This window comes from Tenacibaculum jejuense (assembly GCF_900198195.1).
In the GTDB taxonomy this organism is placed as follows: Bacteria; Bacteroidota; Bacteroidia; order Flavobacteriales; family Flavobacteriaceae; genus Polaribacter; species Polaribacter jejuensis.
In genome coordinates this window covers 2,641,214-2,661,823 of the sequence record NZ_LT899436.1, presented here as the reverse complement: position 1 = coordinate 2,661,823, position 20,610 = coordinate 2,641,214, and the positions used below count along the sequence as shown (strand labels likewise).

Genomic DNA, 20,610 nt, shown 5'->3' with positions numbered 1-20,610 from the left:
TATATTTATTAGTTTTTATTTATAATCATTTCTTGCATCTGTAAGTGCTTTATGACAGTTGTCACATATTTCATCTGTAAGACAAGTTAAAAATCCACCTTTTACAATTCCATATTTCAGAGTATATTTTTCTCTATTTAAGTTTTTAAAAGATTTATTTAGATAGTCTTTTTCTTTCTTAGTCAATAAGTCATAATATTTGAGCTTTATGATAGCTTCACCATTATTATTTTCAAGAATACCAATGTCACTTAACTTTTCTTTAAGTTCTGGATTATTATTTAAAATATCAATATAATTTTCTATACTCATTTCTTTACAAGGAGTGTTCATAACAATAATACATTAAAGTTTATCTTCAAATTTAGTAAATAAAAAAAGAGCTTCATAAAGAAGCTCTTTTTTTATTTGGTTGATTAATTCTTGTTTAAGAATACTACTGAACAGTTACATTAAATGTAGTTTCAATATCAGTTTCACCACCAGCATCAGTTGCAGTTCCATTATTTGGCTTGCTTGGCTCATGCTTTAAAGTAAAAGTTAAAGAACCTGTACTAGCGTCAGTAGTTGTTAAAGTAAAGTCTAATCCTACAGGATTTCCATTTTCATCACTATCTGTGTAAGCAAAAGTAGCATTAACACCAGTAGCTACGAAAAAGAATTGGTGCTCTTCATCTTCTTCTTCAATTTCTTCAGTTATAATATCAGCAGGAGATACAGTTTCGTTTAATAATTCGATTGAACCTGTATACGTTGTATTAGCCGCTAAATCACCAGAAACAGATAAAACAGGAGCATTTGGTCCATCACCATCTGCATCTCTTGTTTGTAAAGTTACAGCAGTTCCACCACCAGCAGGAGTTAAAGTAATTGTCATTGTAGTAATTACTTCTTCTTCATTTACTTCATCAGGTAAATTGTTGTCATCATCATCATCAGAACATCCTGTGAAAATTAATGTAGAAATAAATAAAAATGCTAATAATTTAATTGATTTCATAATATATAATTGTTTAATTTATTTAAGGTTTCTATTTAATAATTAAGTTTTAATTGTATTTTAAAATTTCTTCCAATATCGTCTGCAAAGAATCGTAATTGATTTAAGTAGTCTCTGTACGTTGTATTTAAAATATTATTAACAAATAAGTTAATACCTACTTTTGTTTTTGACAATTTAAAATTAAATCCAGTAGAAAAGTTAAGTAAATGATATGCATTTGGAGGAGTACTAATATCGACTAATTCATTTGTATTTGTTGTAGCAACAAATGTTGTAAAGTTATTATTAGGAAAATCATTTTGTCTTGCATTAAAATCACTTTCCAAATTAGCGTAAAAATCATTCCATTTATTGTTGCTATACTGGATGGTATTTACTGTTTTAAAAGGAGGAATATCTATCAAAGCTCTATTACTACTTAAATCTTTTCCTTTGATGTAAGAAGATCTATTTCTAATTGAAAAATTATCATTAATTTGGTACGAAATATCAGAGTCTAAGCCAAATAGATTGGCTTTAATTTGTTTATATGACCAAACAACAAAAGCACCTCTAATGGTAGTTTCTGTTCCAGATGGTTCTATGTAAATAAAATCGTCGATAAAGTTATAAAAACCTTCGACTGAAGCTTTGAATTTCTCTCCACTATATTTATAGGTTGAAGAAATTCTATGGGAAGATTCTGGACGGATACGTAAATCTCCTAACTCTATCCTTGCTGCGGTGTGATGTAAACCATCACTAAACAGTTCGGCTGGATTTGGAGCTCTATTCGATAATCCATAATTAAATAATAAAGAATTTTTAGGATCAAATTCATACGACAGCCCAACTGAAGCTGATAAATTATGATAATTAAAAGTTGGATCTGTTAAGAATTGTGTTCCTCTGTCGTCTAATATAATAGCGCTAAAATCTTGATCGTAATTAAGTGAATTCCATCTTGATTTTAAGTAAAATTTCTTTGCATTAATATGGCTAAAGTCGTATCTGATACCTGATGAAAAAATTAAACCATTAAAAAAAATCAATTCAGATAAAGTATAAACTCCCAATATATACTTATCGTAATCAGGTATTAGTCGCCTTACCCCAGTACCAGGGTCAGGAAAATTTGTTTGGTATCCGCCAGAAATCCCAATTTTGAATATCTTGTTCGGATTAGCATCAAACTTCATATCAGCTCTAACATTATGAGTTTTTAAATTCAAATCCAAGGCCGCTAAAGAACTTCTTCCTCCACGTCTTACATCGAATTCTTTTCTCTCATTTTGCTGAAAATCATATTGTAACCTAAACTTTCCTAAGCCTTTAAACCTTTTATAAAAGTTCGCTTTTAGAAGAAGATGTGTAACATCTTGTTTAGGGTTATTAATATCATAACTAAAATCTCTTATTACAGAGGGTGTACCACTGTTAATACTATTTACCAAATCGGTTGTACTACCGATATGAGCAGCTCTAAGTATTCCTATCTCATTAGATACATGACTAACGAAGATTTCAAAACCTTTGTCAAATTTTTTAAAACCACCACTTAAGTTTATTCCAAATGATTTTAAACTCGTGTTAGTTAAATTGTAATTTGGAGCTTCAAAATCTCCCGCTCTTTTTAAAGAAGCTTGTCCGTTAATAAACCAACCTTTCTGATATGATTTATTAATCGATGTATTTATTGAAGCAAGTCTACCGTTAGTTTGTTGAGATATAATAGTTTTCCCATACAAAGAATCTTTTAAGATAATCTTTGGAGGATTTATAACAACAACACCACCAATTGCATCACCACCGTATTCAAGTGCATTTGCACCTTTAATAACTGATATGCTTCCTGCGGCGCTTATATCTACATTAGGAGCATGTTCTACTCCCCAATCTTGATCTTGTAGCCTTACGTTGTTTATTGATATTAATATTCTACTACTGTGTAATCCATTAATAATTGGCTTTACTATTGAATTACCCGTATTTAAAGTTGAAACCCCAGACACTTCTTTTAAAGCGTCACCTAAACTAGCATCACTATATTCTTCAATTATATTTTCTTTAATTAAAGTTTCTTGCGATGTTTTAGTTTTAACGCCTATTGATGACTTAACTTGAACTTCATTTAGTTCTTCTATGTGATGTTCTAAATCAATAACCTTATGTGTGTTTTTGGTTAAATTGATTTCAATAATTTGTGTATCACAAGCAACATGAGAAACTTCAACAATTAATTTACCAGCACACAAGTTTTTAAAAGAGAACTTACCATCTAAATCTGTGGCAGCATATCTATTTAAATTTTTAATGTGAATAGTAGCATCAACTATTGGAGATTTATCATGAAAATCTTCAACAAGTCCAGTAAAAGTGTATGTACAATTTTGACCAATTATTGAGTTTGATATTAAAATCAATAATACAATCAAAATACATTGATTAGGTTTCATTATGATTGTTTAGTTTGAATTATTTGCTAAAACGAATAATTAAACTAAAACAGGTGGAGCTCTTAATGAAAAATTTAATTTAGAAAATTGTTGTAATGAAGAATATTGACTTTCTAGTTGGTCAATATCTAATGTTTCAATGAAAGGAACTATTAAAATATCATGAGCTATAAAACTATTAAATTGAAATTTACAAATTTCACAATCTAACTCATGTTCATGCAAATGATTATCGTCTTCAGAAGTACAAATCTCAGATTCTATATGATCAGAATCTAAAGAGTGCATTAGTTGTATTACTAATGGACTTAGTAATAACATTAAAAGCATCCCTACGGATAAATATTTCTTAAACACCTTCATCAATTCGCAAATTAAATGGATTTATTTTAAATAACCAATTAATTAACTTAGTTTTTGAAAGGTGTTTTACTAATATACACTGTTCCTTTAGGTGTAAATTTAGAAAAACCTATTCTAGAAATGTAATTATAAGAAGAATCTGTAATCTTACTCATCTGAACATTAATAGGATCTTTATCTAAATCTGTTTTTGGATTTTTCATTTTTAACGTATATGAAAAATTATTTCTCCAAGTAATAAACAAAGTATCTATTTGTTGTACTTCTTTTTCGATTACAGTACTATCTGTAGAAATTGTTACTTTTTTAGTGTAATATTCTATTTGTAAGCTATCTTTTCTAACTATAATAGTCTTGCTGTAGTTGTCTCCTGCAGGAATCTCAAAAGTTCCATATTTGAAACGTTCAGGATTTCCTTCTGTATTAATATTACAAGAAGTAAGTACTATAGCTAGAAAAGATAAGATTAAGTATTTCATTAAATTCCAGTGTAATTTGATGGTGTAATTTGTTTTAATTCAGATTTTATAGTATCTGAAACTTCTAAAGTATCTATAAAATTAGCAATAGATTGTTGCGTAATTTTTTCATTAGTTCTAGTTAAACCTTTTAAGGCTTCATAAGGGTTTGGATATGCTTCTCTACGCAAAATGGTTTGTATAGCTTCAGCAGCAACAGCCCAGTTATTTTCTAAATCATCTTCAAATTTTTGTTGATTTAGTAATAATTTATTTAAACCTTTTAAAGTAGCTTTAAATGCAATTAAAGTATGTCCGAAAGGAACACCAACATTACGTAAAACCGTACTATCTGTTAAATCACGTTGCATACGAGAAACAGGTAATTTAGCAGCTAAGTGTTCAAAAATAGCATTAGCAATTCCTAAATTTCCTTCAGAGTTTTCAAAATCAATTGGATTTACTTTATGCGGCATTGCAGAAGAACCTACCTCACCTTTTTTAATTTTTTGCTTGAAATAATCCATTGAAATGTACGTCCAAATATCACGATCTAAATCAATAAGAATAGTATTCACACGTTTCATAGCGTCGAATAAACTAGCCATATGATCGTAATGTTCAATTTGTGTAGTTGGAAAAGAGTGGTGTAACTCTAAAACTTCTTCTACGAATGAAGTTCCAAAAGCTTTCCAATCAATATCAGGATAAGCAACTTTATGAGCGTTATAATTTCCTGTAGCTCCACCAAATTTAGCTGCATTTGGTATGTGTTGTAAGAATAATATTTGCTGATTAATACGTTCTACAAAAACGAATAATTCTTTTCCTAATCTTGTAGGAGAAGCTGGTTGCCCATGTGTTCTGGCTAACATTGGAATATTTTCCCATTCGTTGGCTAAATCAGCTAATTTAGAAGTTAAGCTATCTAATGTAGGGAAATACACTTCTTCAACTGCATCTTTAATAGATAAAGGAATTGCAGTATTGTTAATGTCTTGAGAAGTTAATCCGAAATGAATAAATTCTTTGTATTGCGATAAGTTTAATGCATCAAATTTTTCTTTGATAAAGTATTCAACGGCTTTAACATCGTGATTTGTTACACTTTCTATATCTTTAATCTTTAAAGCATCTTCTGCATTAAAATCAGTATATATTTTACGTAATTCAGGATATAAATCTTTATTAATATCTTGTAATTGAGGTAAAGGAATTTCACATAAAGCGATAAAGTATTCTATTTCTACTTTAACTCTGTATTTGATAAGTGCTTCTTCAGAAAAATAATTTGTTAGTTGATCTACTTTGTTTCTATATCGACCATCGATAGGAGAGATGGCATTTAATGTAGTTAAACTCATATTAGTGTGTTGTGTTCAAACGACAAAAATAGAAAATCCAAATAGTATTTTTTGTATAATTAGATCTTTATTTTAACGATAAACCTTTCTATTTTCAATTTTTACTTCTCCTTGTTTTTCAAGTTGCTTTATAGTACGTATTACGGTTTCTACTCGTAAGCCTAAAATGTCTGATATTTGCTGACGTGTATAGTTTATTTTTAATGTGAATTTTCCTTCTTGTTTAAAAACATCGTTTTTTAGATAATCGAAAAACCTTAAAATTCGATGTGATGGTTCTTGGCTAGAAATTTCTGAAGCTATTATCGCTTTGTAGTATAGTCTTTTTGCAAGGCTTTCTGTGATTTTAAAATGTACTTCTTTATTGTTTTGGAGTAATTTGTAGAACTTTTCTTTGGGTAAAATATAAATTGTACTTTTTTCTATAGCTGTTGCATTTGCAGGATATTTAACATCAATAAATAAAGGCGGTTCACCAAAACTTTGTCTTTTATAAAAAATACCTTGAATGAATTCTTTAGCATCATCATTAAAGTTATTCATTTTGATAATTCCATGTTTAACTTGATAATAATTTCTAGCAAATTCTCCCTCTGAAAAGATAATCTCATCTTTATCAAAAGTTTTCAAAGTAGCATTATATTCAATTAAAAGTGTTTCAGGTATCATAATGTTATGACTATAATCATAAAGTTTAATTATACTAAAGATATAATTTTACCACAGTAATTTTATATATTTCGATCAATGAGTAAAAAAGAAATAGTGAACCGAGCAGATGTTTATTTATTAGTTTCTTCTTTTTATGATAAAATAAAAAAAGATGAAATTATAGGGCATTTTTTTCTTAATGCAATTCCTGAAAGTGAATGGAATAATCATCTAGAACATTTAACTGATTTTTGGGAAACTAATCTGTTTTTTGTTCGAAAATTTAAAGGAAATCCAATTCAGAAACACAGAAATGTAGATGCAAATTCTAACTTTAAAATTTCTCAGGAACATTTTGGTAGATGGTTACAATTATGGTTTACTACAATCGATGAGTTATTTATTGGAGAAAAAGCTTATCAAGCCAAAGAAAGAGCACGAAATATAGCTTCTATGCTCTTCTTTAAAATTTATGAAAATAAACCTAAAAATATAGGGTAATTAATTGCATTAGAATTAAAACAATATTAGTTGTAATACTAATAATTCCTGCCCAGGCTACATATTTAAACGGACTTTGACTAAATGCAGTTGCATTTGTTCCCATAGCTGTTACTAAAGCTAGTGCTAAATACATAAAAGAGAATTGATGATGTATAGCTAATGCAGCTGTAGCAGAACTGATCATTGTGCTTATCATGATAAATAATACAGTGATTCCAAAAGCATTCTCTTGTTCAACTTTAATTTTATGGTTGATTAAGTCAATAATATTTGTTGGCTTTGTGTAAGTAATATTTTGAATTGCGGTGTTATCTGTTGTGATCATAATATTTAATTTTAATACAAAGCTACTTTCAGAAAAGTTAAAATTTTATGACCAAAATCATATTTAGGAAGATTTCAAATAAATTATGTTAAAGGTTATTCATATCTTCACAATTCAAATTTTTTAATGTGCAAACAGAAACTCTAGTTTATATCATTTTAGCTTTATTAGTAAGTTTAGGTGTTGGCTTTTTTCAATATTTCTTTAAAGTAAAAAAGACACCAAAAATTACAGTTTTATTATTCTTTTTAAGAGTTTTAAGTGTTTTCTTAATTCTATTATTATTAATAAATCCGAAAATAGAATTAACAACCACTAAAAACGTAAAACCATCATTGTCTGTTTTGGTTGATAACTCATCATCAACTCAATTTTTTAAAGAAACTGATTTTGTGAATTCTTTTGTAGAAGATTTAAAAAAGAATGATGCTGTTAATGATAAGTTTGATGTTGACTTTTACACATTTGGTAATCAGGTTGAAAAATTAGATAGCGTAACTTTTTCTGATAAAAACACGAATATCACAAAAGCTATAAAATCAATCAACGAATTACAAAAGAACAATGAAGGAACTATAGTTTTACTTTCAGATGGAAACCAAACTTTAGGAGAAGATTATGAGTTTTTGAATTCTCAAAAAACTGTTTATCCTGTTGTATTAGGAGATACCATTCAATATCAAGACATCAGAATAAGTCAACTAAACGTAAACAAGTATAGTTATTTAAATAATAAATTTCCGGTAGAAGCTTTCATTAATTATGAAGGAAGAGCACAAGTGAAATCTGTTTTTTCTATCTATAAGAGAGGAACAAAAGTTTTTAGTAAAACTGTTGAACTATCACCAAATAAGAAATCAACTGTAATTACCGCAGAATTGAATTCAGATAAAGAAGGAGTTCATTATTACTCGGCGTCATTAACTAAGTTAGATAAAGAGAAAAATGTAAGAAATAACACAAAGAATTTTACAGTAGAAGTTATAGACGAACAATCTAAAGTTTTGATACTTTCTTCAATTTTACATCCAGACTTAGGTGCGCTTAAAAAAGCTATAGAAAGTAACAAACAAAGAAAAGTAGAACTTGTTCAAGTAAACGAATTTAAAGGAGATTTAAAAGACTATCAATTAGTTGTTTTCTATCAACCTAATGCTTATTTTAAAAAATATTTACAAGAAAGAAAATCGAACTTTCTTTTAATAACAGGTTCCAAAACAAATTGGAATTTGGTGAATTCTTTAGACTATAATTTTAATAAAAAGGCGATTAATCAAAAAGAAAATTACAGACCGGTTTACAATTCTAATTTCTTAACCTATTTACAAGAAGATATTGGTTTCGATGGTTTTCCTCCGTTAAAAGATAAATTCGGATCAATTGCGATCAAAGAACATAGTCCTTTATTGTTTCAAAGATTAAAAGGAATAAATACGTCAAATCCATTATTAACGACCTTTGAAAAGAATGATACAAAATATGCTGTGCTTTTTGGTGAAGGTATCTGGAAATGGAGAGCTTCTAGTTTCAGAAAAGAAAATTCTTTTGAAGTTTTCGACGAGTTTATAGGAAACCTAGTTCAATATTTAAATTCAAATAAAAAGAGAAGACGTTTAGATGTAAAACTAGACAATTTGTATTTAGCTAATGATAAGATTAATGTTTCAGCTTTATATTTGGATAAAAATTACAAGTTTGATAACAGAGCTTCTTTAGAGATTCTAGTGAAAAACGAGAAAACAAAAGAACAAAAAGTTTATCCTTTTTCTTTAATGAACAGTTCTTACAAAGTAAGTATCGAAGGTTTAGATTCTGGAGATTACACTTATCGAGTAAATGTGTTAGGACAAACTGTATCTAAATCAGGAAAGTTTAAAGTAGCAGATTTTCAGATTGAAGAACAATTCTCTAATGCAAATCATAGAAAGCTAAATGTTTTAGCTGAAAATTCAGGAGGAAAATTATTTTTTAAAGATCAACAAGAAATATTACTACAAGATTTAGTAGCGAATGAAAATTTTGCTACTATTCAAAAGTTAGAAAAGAGAGAACAAGATCTAATTAATTGGAAATGGATTTTGTTTTTAGCAATTGCTTTACTAGCAATAGAATGGTTTACACGAAAATTCTTTGGTAAAATTTAATGAAAGAACATTTTTTTCAATGTCCGTACTGTTGGGAAGAAATCTCAATGTTATTGGACCCAAGCTCATCAGAAACATATATAGAAGATTGTGAAATATGTTGCAATCCTATACAAATCACCACACAGTTTGAAAATGCAGAATTAGTAAGTTTTCAAGCAATTAACATAGAACAATAATTTATGAAATTTCATACAAGAAAATGGGTAAAACCTGAAGATTTAAATCCTAACGGAACATTATTCGGAGGGAGGTTACTACAATGGATAGATGAAGAAGTTGCTTTGTATGCAATTATACAATTAGAAATTCCTAGAACAGTAACAAAATTTATGTCGGAAATAGATTTTGTAAGCTCTGCTCGTCAAGGAGATATTATAGAAATAGGAATTGATGTGGTAAAATTTGGAAGAACTTCAATTACTTTAGGTTGTAAAGTAAGAAACAAGCTTACAAGAAAAGATATCATTACAATTGATAAAATTATCATGGTAAGTTTAGATGATGAAGGAAATCCTGTACCACACGGAAAAACTAAAATAGAATACGTAAAAGATAGACTAGAAAAAAAATAAATTTAAAATTATGAATAGACAACCAAATTTAAATTTTCCTAAGCGAGGAATATTATTAATACCAATAGCATTTGTATTAATGATTTTCATAGCGAAATCAACAGAAACAATTAACTCTGGAAAAGCGGGTGTTTTATACAAAACCTTTGGAGGTGGAGTAGTTGTAGATGAACCTTACATGGATGAAGGTTTTCACTTTGTATTACCATGGAATAAAGTTTACGTTTACGAAGTAAGACAGCAAGAATTGTTTGAGCAAATGCAAGTATTATCTTCAAACGGATTAGAAATACGATTAGATGCTTCTGCTTGGTATCAGCCACAGATTAATAATTTAGCAAGATTACATAAAGAAAAAGGAGAAAATTATTTAGATCGTGTAATTAAACCAGCAATAAGATCTGCTGCCAGAAGTGTAGTTGGACGTTATACTCCAGAACAATTATATTCAAGTAAAAGAGATGTAATTCAACAAGAGATTTTCATTGAAACTAAGAAGATTTTAGATAAGCAGTACATTCAATTAAATGAAGTTTTAGTTCGTGATGTAGAGTTACCTCCAACAATTAAAAACGCAATTGAACGTAAATTAAAGCAAGAGCAAGAAGCATTAGAATATGAATTTAGAATTGCAAAAGCTAAAAAAGAAGCAGAAAGACAGCGAATAGATGCAGAAGGTAAAGCAGCTGCAAACCGTATTTTAAGTGCTTCATTAACGGATAAGATTTTACAAGAAAAAGGAATCGAAGCTACATTAAAATTATCGGAGTCTTCTAACAGTAAAGTGGTATTAATTGGTTCTGGAAAGAACGGAATGCCTATAATTTTAGGAAATCAATAAGAGAACTTCTTAAAAAAAAGTTAATTCAATTTCAAAAGCGTAACTAGATTGGTAATTGGTCGTCTTATATGTAATTACTTCCTGTAAGTTAGTGATTAGTTAGTTTTTGATAGTTGATTGAAAAGCCCAAGGAATTCACCTTGGGCTTTTTTACATTTATAATTTAAATCTATATAAAAAAAGACACTCTTTTTGGGTGCCTTTAATAATTTAGTTTACAATAATTTTTTTCGTAATCAACGTATTTTTATTCTTGATTTTAAGAAGATATATTCCGCTATTTAAGTCTTTAATAGCAAAAGCCTTATTTTCAAAGTTAGGATTCTTTTTTGTGTATACTTCTTTTCCTAAAATAGAATACACTTTAATTTCATTAATCCCTTGTTCGTTAGATAAGATGGTTACATTTCCATTTAAAGAAGGGTTAGGGAAAATACGAGCTTTTAATGTGAGTTCTTCATCAACACTTGCAGTGGCCCATCTATCATTAGCAACAGGTCCGCCCCATATTTGAGTTGCTAAATTCGGATTATCTATGAAAGGATTTCTATTTCCTTGTGCGTATCTATTAGAAGTATCACCGTGATATTCGTTTCTATTATCTTCAATTTCAGAAACTGGATCTTCTGCATTCCATTTTAAGAATAAATCGATCATGTCATCAGGTGTACTTGCAGAACTACCAATTCCAACTACTGTAGGTAAACATCTATCTCCATAACGTAAATACATATACATCATCATTCTAGCCACATCACCTTTCCATTCATCACCAGGATACCAACCACCATTTACTCTTCGAGAGTTTCCTGTACTTTCTACAAAAGCTAAATTTCCTCGATCTCTATTATGATCTACATCAGATGGACGTAAACTGTGTGCATCAGTTCCTGCTCCAGGTGAACGTGTAGATAAAGAAGGATTAGCTAAACTTCTAGGATATACATGTTCTCTGTTCCAATCACCAGTACTTCCTCCGTTTTTATTAATCCCTCTAGTTCTAGCAGTTATGCCAGACGTGCTATATCCATAAATTAAAATAACTTCATTAGCATTTTCTGGGTTGACATCTGTTTTTCTAGATGCTTCCCAAACGCCAGGAGTATATACTAAAAAGTTAGTGTGAGTAGATGTGATTTTAGAAGCTAATTCATCTTTTAAAGCTAAACCAGATTTGGTTAAGTCCACATCATTATAATAACTTTGTTGAGAGAATCCAACAAAAGAGTAAATAAATAAGATTAAAAAGAATAGTTTTTTTGTCATAATTACTTTTTTTCTAATAGCGCCATGTAAAAACCATCAAATCCAGAAATGTGAGACAATACTTTCTTATCATGTACGAAAGTAAAATCTTTTCCTGCGTCTGATGCTAAGAAAAATTCGACTTGTTGTTGATTTTCTGATGGTAAAACAGAACAAGTAGCGTATACTAATTTTCCGCCTGATTTAACCATTTTAGAATAACTCTTTAATACTTCTTGCTGAACATTTTTAATGTTATCTAAAAACTCAGGCTGTAATTTCCATTTACTATCTGGATTTCTACGGATTACACCTAATCCTGAACAAGGAGCGTCAATTAAAACACGATCTGCTTTATTATAAAGTTTTTTAATAGCTTTAGTAGAGTCAATTACTCTAGTGTCGATATTATGAACACCATTTCTACGAGCTCTAACTTTTAGTTTTTTCAATTTACTTTCGTAAATATCCATGGCAATAATTTGCCCTTTATTTTTCATTAAAGAAGCAAGGTGTAATGTTTTACCTCCAGCACCAGCACAAGTATCTACTACTTTCATGCCTGGTTCAACTTCTAAATAAGAAGCAACTAATTGAGAAGAAGCATCTTGAACTTCAAAAAATCCTTTTTTGAAACTTTCTGTTTTAAATACATTAGCTCGTTCTACTAACTTTAATGCATCAGGATATCCTTTTATAAATTCAGTGTCAATCCCTTCAGATTGTAATTTACTTCTTAAGTTTTCTTTGGTAGTATTTAAAGTATTAGTTCTTAAAATAACTTCAGCTTGCTTATTTAAAGAAGCAATTTCTTTAGTCCATACTTCTTCACCTAGTTCACTTAAGCAAACATCATCGATCCAATCAGGAATAGATTCTCTAAACTTTCTGATTTTTGATAACTCATCAAATTTTCCTTTGATTCTTCTATTTGGAGTAGGTTCAATTTGGTTCCAATCTGGTAATTGAATACCACGTAAAACGCACCAAACTGAAAATAAACGCCATAAATCTTGACGCGAGAAAGGTTCTTTTACATTTGCTATTTCAGCATATAGGCGTTTCCAACGAACAATTTCATAAATAGTTTCAGCAACAAATTTACGGTCTCTAGCGCCCCAGCGCTTGTCTCTACGCAAAGCTGTTTCAACACCTTTATCAGCATAAACACCTTCGTTGAAAATGTCTCTTAGACTGTCTATTACAGCAAAAACTAAATTTCTATGTAGTCTCATTCGTTTTATTTTGGGCTGCAAAGATACTACGATTTATTGGGTTTTTGTATTTTCGTTCTATAACTTATTTGTATTATGAAATTTACTCTACTTTTTTTTATGTTCTTATATGTTTTTATACCGATACATGGACAATCAAAAGAGGTAATGTTTCATTCAAAAGATGAATTTTCAGATAAAGATAATGCGGTTGCATATGTATTTGGAGATAAAGTGAAGTTACGTTCCATGCCTAATGTTAATTCTGAAGTGCTGGCCATGTTAAGAATATCAGATAAAGTAACTGTTTTAAGTGGTGGAGCCTATAAAAATACTCAAATAAAATATAATGGGATCAAATGGTTTTGGAGTAAAATCGAATATCAAGGAGTTGTAGGTTATGTTTTAAACGGTTTACTTTCTCAAACCACAAGCAAAACAGGAAACACGACCTATTTAACATCGCTAAAAAAAGAAGGTGACGAACTTTATATTCTCATTAGAGCAAAGAATGAAGGATTTAATTATTTTGAAAGCAAGTTAGCTTTCAGTAAATGGGATAGTTTTACGATTGAAGCTTTCAATGATAGAGGTGTGCCCAGTGTTAATAACATGATTAAGTTTGATGTTAGCCATAATATTTCAAGAACTGAGTATTATTTTTTTAATACGACAGAGGGTTTGAAAAAAGCAATAGAACTAAGACATCATGAGGATGGAGGAAGTTATCTGTTTCATGAAGTTGTAACGTTTCCAAATGAAAAAGATGGTGAAATAGGGAAGATTAAATACCAATGTTATCGAGATGAAACTGGTAAATCTTATGATGATGTCATTATTAATTTTGTTTGGAAGGGAGAGGAATTAAAATCGAATATAAACGTAATGGAGACAAATTAGGTTGTAATGAATTTAAATCAGCCAATTACATATATAAAAGGAGTAAGCGTAGCTAGAGCCGAATTGTTATATTCTGAGTTAGGAATAAGGACTTGTAATGATTTTTTACACTTATTCCCAAATCGTTATATTGATAAAACTCAGTTTTACACCATTAATCAGTTACAACAAAATAGTTCCGAGGTTCAAATCGTTGGTAAAATTACAGGAATTAAAACCGTACAACAAAAACGAGGTAGTAGATTAGTTGCAACATTTGCTGATGCAACTGGTACAATGGAATTAGTTTGGTTTAAGGGAGTAAAATGGATTAAAGATAGTTTAAAGGTAAATACACCTTATGTAATTTATGGAAAATTAAATTGGTTTAAGGGAACTGCAAATATGCCTCATCCTGAAATGGAATTAGTATCTGAATATAAAAGTAAGATACAAATGGCAATGCAACCTGTTTATCCTTCTACCGAGAAATTATCAAATAAAAGTGTTAGTAATAAAGTCATGAGAACCATGATTCAAAATTTATTACAGCAATCTTTTGATAGTATAGAAGAAACATTTACAACTGATTTTAGAACTGAAAATCAGTTATTACATAAAAAAGAATCGATTCTTAATATACATTTTCCTAAAAGTCAAGAATTATTAGCCAAAGCACAATATCGATTAAAATTTGAAGAACTGTTTTATATTCAATTACAGTTGTTAGTAAAAAAACTAATCAATAAATCAAGAATTAAAGGTTATGTTTTTGAAAATGTAGGAGAGCAGTTTAATACCTTTTACAATAATCATTTACCTTTTGATTTAACAAATGCTCAAAAAAGAGTATTAAAAGAGATTAGAAAAGATACGGGAACTGGTGCACAAATGAATCGTCTCTTACAAGGAGATGTTGGATCGGGTAAAACTATAGTTGGACTTTTAGTGATGTTATTAGCAATTGATAATGGTTATCAAGCTACAATAATGGCTCCGACAGAAATTTTGGCAAATCAGCATTATAACGGAATAAAAGAGTTACTTGCTAATACTACGATCAATGTTGAATTATTGACGGGTTCTACCAAAACAAAAAAACGAAGAGAGATTCATGAAGGTTTAGAAAATGGATCACTTCATATCTTAATAGGAACACATGCTATTTTAGAAGATAAAGTTCAATTTAAAAAATTAGGGTTAGCAATTATAGATGAACAACATCGATTTGGTGTTGCACAAAGAAGTAAACTTTGGAAAAAAAGTGAGATTGAAGGAGTTCCTCCACATGTTTTAGTGATGACAGCAACTCCAATTCCTAGAACCTTGGCTATGTCTGTTTATGGAGATTTAGATGTTTCTGTAATAGATGAATTACCTCCAGGAAGAAAAGCTGTAAAAACAGTACACCGATACGATAGTCATCGTTTAGGGGTATTTCGATTTTTAAAAGATGAAATAGAAAAAGGAAGACAAGTGTATGTTGTTTATCCATTAATTCAAGAGTCTCAGGCTATGGATTATAAAGATTTAATGGATGGTTATGAAAGTATTGTCCGAGAATTTCCATCACCAAAATATCAAATTAGTATTGTACATGGGCAGATGAAACCTGCAGATAAAGATTATGAAATGGAACGTTTCTTAAGAAAAGAAACTCAAATTATGGTGGCAACTACTGTTATTGAAGTTGGTGTAAATGTTCCAAATGCATCTGTAATGGTGATAGAAAGTTCTGAGCGTTTTGGTTTAAGTCAATTACATCAGTTACGTGGTAGAGTAGGTAGAGGAGCAGAACAGAGTTATTGTATTCTATTAACCGGAGTAAAATTGTCTTCTGATGCCAAAACTAGAATTAAAACCATGGTAGAAACTTCTGATGGATTTAAAATTGCTGAAGTAGACTTAAAATTAAGAGGACCAGGAAATATTATGGGAACACAGCAAAGTGGTGTTTTGAATCTTAAAATTGCTGATGTGGTTAAAGACAGTCCGATTTTATATAATGCTCGACAATGTGCAATAAAAATATTAAATGACGATCCTGGGCTTAAAAAAGAAGAAAACGCTTTGATGTTAAAACGACTTACATCTTTACAACGTACCAGTGGAATTTGGAGTAATATAAGTTAATAAAAAACTCCGCCAATAGGCGGAGCTAATCATACTCTTTTATGTTGTTTAGTTAGGAACACAAGTTCCGTAAAAAGAACCATATCTTTTTACACAAGAAAAGTCTCCAGGAAAAGCATAATGAATACTTTCCCAACAATCTCTATGCGTGTTACAAAAAATGTTTGTGTAACCACCGTTGATACTTTTTTGCTGTTCTTTCGTTAGTTTTTTTCCTAAGTTTTTTAACATAATAGAAGGTTTTAGTTAAATAATTTTATGAAAAACTAATATACAAAACTTAAGGTGCTAAGAATAAATTCTACTTTAAATTATTTTCTTTTTATTTTATTATTAACGCAACCCATTCATTAGGAGTTTCAAGCATGGGAAAATGCCCTGAATTATTAAGAGTGTATAATGTGCTTTTTTGTATTTCTTGATGAAGTAATTCAGCCATTTTGTAAACAGCTACCGGATCATTTTTAGGCCAAACGATTTTAGTTGGTATAGTCGTCGTTTTTAAAGCACCGATCCATCTATTCCAGAAAAAATAACGTTCATTAATGTAGTTGGATAATTTATGAATTACAGCTTTACCATCATTATGGGTAAGTTGTAACCACATTTCCTTGAGTTCTTCGTTGGTTATTTTATTCTTGTCGAAATAAACATTTCGTATGTTTTTAGAAAAAATAAACTCGTTGGATAGTTTGGCAACATGCTTACCAGTAAGTTTATTCTTTAATAACTTTTGAATCAATCGTAGTTGCGAAAGTTCAATATGTACGCTTCCATTGCATAAAATGAATTCTTCAATAGTAATATCAATTTGTTTTTTATTAAGACGAGCAATTATTTCTGTAGCTACGCTAGTACCGTAATCATGAGCGAGTAAAGTAAATTTAGAAATACCAAGTTGTTTCCATAATGCTAAGGCAACATCAGCTTGTTCAATGAGAGAATAGGAATACTCTTTAGGCTTATCAGAAAAACCATAGCCCAAATGATCGTGAACAATAACTCTGTATTTTTTAGTAAGTTGATTTAAAACTTTATAATAATCGTAAGATGAAGTCGGATAACCATGCAAAATAACTAATATTGGTTTGTCTTTTTCTCCAGTATCTACAGTGAAAATTTTGTGATTAAAAACAGTTCTAAATTCACCTTTTTTTACCCACTCATTTGAAGTCATAATCTTATTTAAAAATATGTAAACAATGTAGTGAATTTTGCTTAGTTTTGATATAATAAAATCTTTCTCTTATTTATTTTATAGACGTCATATTACCTATACCAATACAAAAAACATTTACGTATTCGGTAACTAAAGAAGAGGCAAATTTCCTTGAAAAAGGAATGCGAGTTGCTGTGTCTTTTGGTAAAACTAAAATGTACGCAGCTTTAGTTTTTAATATCCATCAAAATCCTCCAGAACTTTACGAAGCTAAAGAGATTCATCAAATTTTAGATGAAAAACCTATTGTAAATGAAAGGCAGTTAAAACATTGGCAATGGATTTCACAATATTACATGTGTTCTTTAGGAGATGTATACAGAGCAGCTGTTCCTTCTGCATTTCTTTTGGAAAGTGAAACTGTAATTCATAAAAATGAAACATTTACTGATATTGATGTTTTAAATGATGAAGAATACTTGATTTATGAAGCTTTACAACGTCAATCACAGTTAACAATTCATGAAATAACGGCGATTTTAGATCGAAAAAAAGTATTCCCCGTTATAAACCAATTGATAAATAAATCTGTACTATATGTAAAAGAGGAAATTTACGAAACCTACAAGCCTAAGTTAATTAAATATGTGAGACTTCATAAATCTTATGAACACGAGGAAGGATTGCAAGGTTTGTTATCAGAATTATCTCGTGCAAAAAAGCAAAGAGATGCTGTTTTAACCTTTTTTCAATTAAAAACAGAGAAAAAACCTATTAAGGCTAAAACTTTACAAGAGAAATCAGGAGTTTCTAGTCAAATATTAAAATCTTTAGTAGATAAAGAGATTTTTGAATTTTATCATATTCAAACAGATAGAGTTCAATTTAAAGGAGATGAAAATCCATTAAAAGACCTTAATGAATTTCAAGAAAAAGCATTACAGGAGATTAAAGAATCTTTTAAGGAAAATGATATTACATTATTACACGGAGTAACAAGTTCTGGAAAAACAGAAGTGTATACAAAATTGATTAAAGAAGTTTTAGCTGAAGGGAAACAAGTGTTATTTATGTTGCCTGAAATTGCTCTTACTACTCAAATCATTACGCGTTTACAGAATTACTTCGGAAATCAAATTTCTGTTTTTCATTCTAAATACTCAGTGAATGAAAGAGTTGAAGTATGGAATAATACACTCAACCAAAAAACAAAAGCACAAATTATTTTAGGAGCTCGATCAACTGTTTTTCTTCCATTTTCTAATTTAGGATTAATCGTTGTTGATGAAGAACATGAAGTTTCTTACAAACAATTTGAACCATCACCAAGGTATAACGCTAGAGATTCAGCTATTGTTTTAGGTAAAATTCATAAAGCAAAAGTTCTTTTAGGTTCAGCAACACCTTCTATTGAATCTAAATTTAATGCTTCAGAAGGAAAATATGGATTGGTCAATTTAACAAGACGACACGGAAATGTTTTGTTGCCCAAAATAGAATTGATTGATGTAAAGGAAAAAAGAAAGCGAAGAGAAATGGTTGGACATTTTTCTGATCGATTAATTCAATTAATTAATGAAGCTTTAGAGGAGAAAGAACAAGTAATTTTGTTTCAAAATAGAAGAGGATATTCACCAATTGTTGAATGTACAACTTGTGGGAATTCACCTCAGTGTCCGAATTGTGATGTTAGTTTAACATATCACAAATACAACAATCAATTAAAATGTCATTATTGTCATTATCAAAGAGCCATGCCAACTAGTTGCGGAGCTTGTGGAAGTTCTACATTAGACACGAAAGGTTTTGGAACAGAGCAAATAGAACTTGAATTAAAAGAGCTTTTTCCAAATCATAATATAGGAAGAATGGATTCTGATACAACTAGAGGAAAATTTGGTTATCAGAAAATTATAGAGGCTTTTGATGCTCAGGAGATAGATGTTTTAGTAGGAACTCAAATGTTGTCTAAAGGTTTAGATTTTAAAAACGTGACTTTAGTTGGTGTTTTAAGTGCTGATACAATGTTGAATTTCCCAGATTTCAGAGCACATGAAAGAGCTTTTCAATTAATGGTTCAGGTTGCTGGTAGAGCTGGAAGATATCAAAAACAAGGAATGGTCGCGATACAAACTTATAATCCTTATCATCAAATTTTACAGCAAGTTTCAACGAATAATTATGAGGAAATGTATAAAGAACAATTGCAAGATCGTTGGCAATATCATTATCCTCCATATTATCGCATTATAAAAATTACATTAAAACACAGAGATTATGCTAGAGTTAATGATGGGGTAAATTGGTTAGCAAAATCGTTGCAAAATGTATTTAGAGAAAATGTTTTAGGGCCAACAGCTCCTGCAGTTTCTAGAGTTCGAAATCAGTATATTAAAAATTTAGTAATTAAAATTCCTCCGAAACAATCTCTGCAGAAAACAAAACAAGAAATTCAAAGAATAAGAACTACGTTTGAAGCGATTAAAGAATTTCGTCCTATTCGTTTTATTTTAGATATTGATGCTTATTAAACAATAAATGCGATGAAGTTTAACTATGTTAATCTTAACAAAGAGAAAAAAGTAATTGATTTACCTATTAGTGAAAAGATTTTTAATAAAACGAAGAGTTTAGTAAAAGGTTCAGATCTAATGGATATGGATTATTGGTTGATATGGGATTTAAGAGATTATTTTTTTGATAAAATGATTTTAGATTCATTCAGAAAAGAAATCAATTCTTTTTGTAAAAGAATTCAACTCGCTGATTTTGATTATGAAAAGAACGCAGGTCCTGAAGATGTAAAAGTAGTTCAGATGTATTATCATGTGTATATTTGGGATCAGATTTTTATTGCTTGTGAACCCGAAGGATCGTTTCATAAAGAAAGTTTAGTGCAAGATCGATTGGAGTTAGACTTAGAATTTGAACTAAACGAACTAGAACATGTATTGCTACAGTTATTAGATGCATTAGAAGTAGATTATTCTGAATTTAAGGAAGAAGAAGATATTTCAACAAGTGAATTAGGTATAGATACTTTAGTTGAAAATTTACTGAGGGAATGCTGGAGCAAAACAAAAGAAGAAACCAATTCTAAAATTGTAGGAACTTTATTTGAAGCGACAGGTTTAGGTTCTACAGGAGATTTAGATACGGATGAAGTTATTGGTGAAAGTGAAGAATTGATTATAGAATTCTTTAAGAAAAGAAACATAAAAACATAGTGTTTATTTCTACGCTTTTTTATTTAATGTTTGTGTTATCTGTGGAGTTGATAAGTTTAAAGCTTGTTTCTTTATTTTTTAAAATTAAAG

The 20,610-nt window shown here is 29.7% G+C and carries 21 protein-coding genes; 9 read left to right on the top strand and 12 right to left on the bottom strand.

Annotation, left to right across the window (positions count from 1 at the left end; genetic code table 11):
• Nucleotides 1-15: 15 nt before the first annotated feature.
• The 7 genes from AQ1685_RS11850 to AQ1685_RS11820 form a co-directional block, all read right to left on the bottom strand.
• A complete protein-coding gene (locus AQ1685_RS11850; protein ID WP_095072412.1) occupies nucleotides 16-333 on the bottom strand; it encodes a hypothetical protein in 318 nt (105 codons plus the stop codon).
• A gap of 103 nt (nucleotides 334-436) precedes the next feature.
• On the bottom strand, nucleotides 437-1,000 hold the full coding sequence (locus AQ1685_RS11845; protein WP_095072410.1) for a type 1 periplasmic binding fold superfamily protein: 564 nt from the start codon (nucleotides 998-1,000) through the stop codon (nucleotides 437-439).
• Between the two features lie 35 nt (nucleotides 1,001-1,035).
• Nucleotides 1,036-3,438 carry a TonB-dependent receptor gene (locus tag AQ1685_RS11840; protein ID WP_095072409.1) on the bottom strand — a complete coding sequence of 801 codons (2,403 nt, stop codon included), beginning with the start codon at nucleotides 3,436-3,438 and terminating at the stop codon, nucleotides 1,036-1,038.
• Between the two features lie 39 nt (nucleotides 3,439-3,477).
• Complete coding sequence (locus tag AQ1685_RS11835) at nucleotides 3,478-3,801, bottom strand: hypothetical protein (RefSeq protein ID WP_157730197.1); 324 nt, start codon at nucleotides 3,799-3,801, stop codon at nucleotides 3,478-3,480.
• Between the two features lie 47 nt (nucleotides 3,802-3,848).
• Entirely contained in the window at nucleotides 3,849-4,280 is a 432-nt protein-coding gene (locus tag AQ1685_RS11830; RefSeq protein WP_095072405.1) for a hypothetical protein, read from the bottom strand.
• Nucleotides 4,280-5,623 (bottom strand): adenylosuccinate lyase, encoded by a 1,344-nt coding sequence (gene purB / locus AQ1685_RS11825; protein WP_095072403.1) that lies wholly within the window; start codon nucleotides 5,621-5,623, stop codon nucleotides 4,280-4,282. Before purB ends, AQ1685_RS11830 begins: the two co-directional genes overlap by 1 nt.
• A 72-nt stretch (nucleotides 5,624-5,695) precedes the next feature.
• A complete protein-coding gene (locus AQ1685_RS11820) occupies nucleotides 5,696-6,292 on the bottom strand; it encodes a Crp/Fnr family transcriptional regulator (protein ID WP_095072401.1) in 597 nt (198 codons plus the stop codon).
• Between the two features lie 78 nt (nucleotides 6,293-6,370).
• On the opposite strand from AQ1685_RS11820, the gene AQ1685_RS11815 reads away from it, so the two are divergent.
• The gene (locus AQ1685_RS11815; protein WP_095072400.1) at nucleotides 6,371-6,775 is read left to right on the top strand and encodes a group III truncated hemoglobin; all 405 of its coding nucleotides are present in this window, start codon (nucleotides 6,371-6,373) and stop codon (nucleotides 6,773-6,775) included.
• Here AQ1685_RS11815 and AQ1685_RS11810 read toward each other — a convergent pair.
• Entirely contained in the window at nucleotides 6,759-7,103 is a 345-nt protein-coding gene (locus AQ1685_RS11810; protein WP_095072399.1) for a hypothetical protein, read from the bottom strand. The two genes, AQ1685_RS11815 and AQ1685_RS11810, sit on opposite strands and share 17 nt — an antisense overlap.
• Nucleotides 7,104-7,231: 128 nt before the next feature.
• Between AQ1685_RS11810 and AQ1685_RS11805 the strand changes: the two genes are divergently transcribed.
• Genes AQ1685_RS11805 through AQ1685_RS11790 form a run of 4 tightly spaced genes read left to right on the top strand, consistent with a single transcriptional unit; the run spans nucleotide 7,232 to nucleotide 10,663 of the window.
• Nucleotides 7,232-9,247 (top strand): VWA domain-containing protein, encoded by a 2,016-nt coding sequence (locus AQ1685_RS11805; protein WP_231970184.1) that lies wholly within the window; start codon nucleotides 7,232-7,234, stop codon nucleotides 9,245-9,247.
• Nucleotides 9,247-9,426 carry a CPXCG motif-containing cysteine-rich protein gene (locus AQ1685_RS11800; protein ID WP_095072396.1) on the top strand — a complete coding sequence of 60 codons (180 nt, stop codon included), beginning with the start codon at nucleotides 9,247-9,249 and terminating at the stop codon, nucleotides 9,424-9,426. The genes AQ1685_RS11805 and AQ1685_RS11800 overlap by 1 nt, the downstream gene beginning before the upstream one ends.
• A gap of 3 nt (nucleotides 9,427-9,429) precedes the next feature.
• A complete protein-coding gene (locus tag AQ1685_RS11795) occupies nucleotides 9,430-9,822 on the top strand; it encodes an acyl-CoA thioesterase (RefSeq protein WP_095072394.1) in 393 nt (130 codons plus the stop codon).
• 10 nt (nucleotides 9,823-9,832) lie between these two features.
• Nucleotides 9,833-10,663, top strand: coding sequence for a prohibitin family protein (locus AQ1685_RS11790; protein WP_095072392.1), 831 nt, complete (start codon nucleotides 9,833-9,835; stop codon nucleotides 10,661-10,663).
• Nucleotides 10,664-10,873: 210 nt separating this feature from the next.
• Here the strand turns inward: AQ1685_RS11790 and AQ1685_RS11785 are convergent, their stop codons facing one another.
• Nucleotides 10,874-11,929, bottom strand: coding sequence for an endonuclease (locus AQ1685_RS11785; RefSeq protein ID WP_095072390.1), 1,056 nt, complete (start codon nucleotides 11,927-11,929; stop codon nucleotides 10,874-10,876).
• A gap of 2 nt (nucleotides 11,930-11,931) precedes the next feature.
• Nucleotides 11,932-13,143: an RsmB/NOP family class I SAM-dependent RNA methyltransferase gene (locus tag AQ1685_RS11780; RefSeq protein WP_095072388.1), complete on the bottom strand. Its 1,212-nt coding sequence runs from the start codon at nucleotides 13,141-13,143 to the stop codon at nucleotides 11,932-11,934.
• Between the two features lie 75 nt (nucleotides 13,144-13,218).
• Between AQ1685_RS11780 and AQ1685_RS11775 the strand changes: the two genes are divergently transcribed.
• Nucleotides 13,219-14,022: an SH3 domain-containing protein gene (locus AQ1685_RS11775; protein ID WP_095072386.1), complete on the top strand. Its 804-nt coding sequence runs from the start codon at nucleotides 13,219-13,221 to the stop codon at nucleotides 14,020-14,022.
• Between the two features lie 6 nt (nucleotides 14,023-14,028).
• A complete protein-coding gene (gene recG / locus AQ1685_RS11770; protein WP_095072383.1) occupies nucleotides 14,029-16,134 on the top strand; it encodes an ATP-dependent DNA helicase RecG in 2,106 nt (701 codons plus the stop codon).
• Between the two features lie 48 nt (nucleotides 16,135-16,182).
• Here the strand turns inward: recG and AQ1685_RS11765 are convergent, their stop codons facing one another.
• Both AQ1685_RS11765 and AQ1685_RS11760 read right to left on the bottom strand, forming a co-directional pair.
• On the bottom strand, nucleotides 16,183-16,365 hold the full coding sequence (locus AQ1685_RS11765) for a hypothetical protein (protein WP_095072380.1): 183 nt from the start codon (nucleotides 16,363-16,365) through the stop codon (nucleotides 16,183-16,185).
• 91 nt (nucleotides 16,366-16,456) lie between these two features.
• Complete coding sequence (locus tag AQ1685_RS11760) at nucleotides 16,457-17,311, bottom strand: alpha/beta fold hydrolase (protein WP_095072378.1); 855 nt, start codon at nucleotides 17,309-17,311, stop codon at nucleotides 16,457-16,459.
• 71 nt (nucleotides 17,312-17,382) lie between these two features.
• Here AQ1685_RS11760 and priA point away from each other — a divergent pair, with 71 nt between their 5' ends.
• On the top strand, nucleotides 17,383-19,824 hold the full coding sequence (priA, locus tag AQ1685_RS11755) for a replication restart helicase PriA (RefSeq protein ID WP_162288593.1): 2,442 nt from the start codon (nucleotides 17,383-17,385) through the stop codon (nucleotides 19,822-19,824).
• A gap of 12 nt (nucleotides 19,825-19,836) precedes the next feature.
• Nucleotides 19,837-20,520, top strand: a complete 684-nt coding sequence (locus tag AQ1685_RS11750) for a hypothetical protein (RefSeq protein WP_095072373.1) — start codon at nucleotides 19,837-19,839, stop codon at nucleotides 20,518-20,520.
• Nucleotides 20,521-20,610 lie beyond the last annotated feature (90 nt).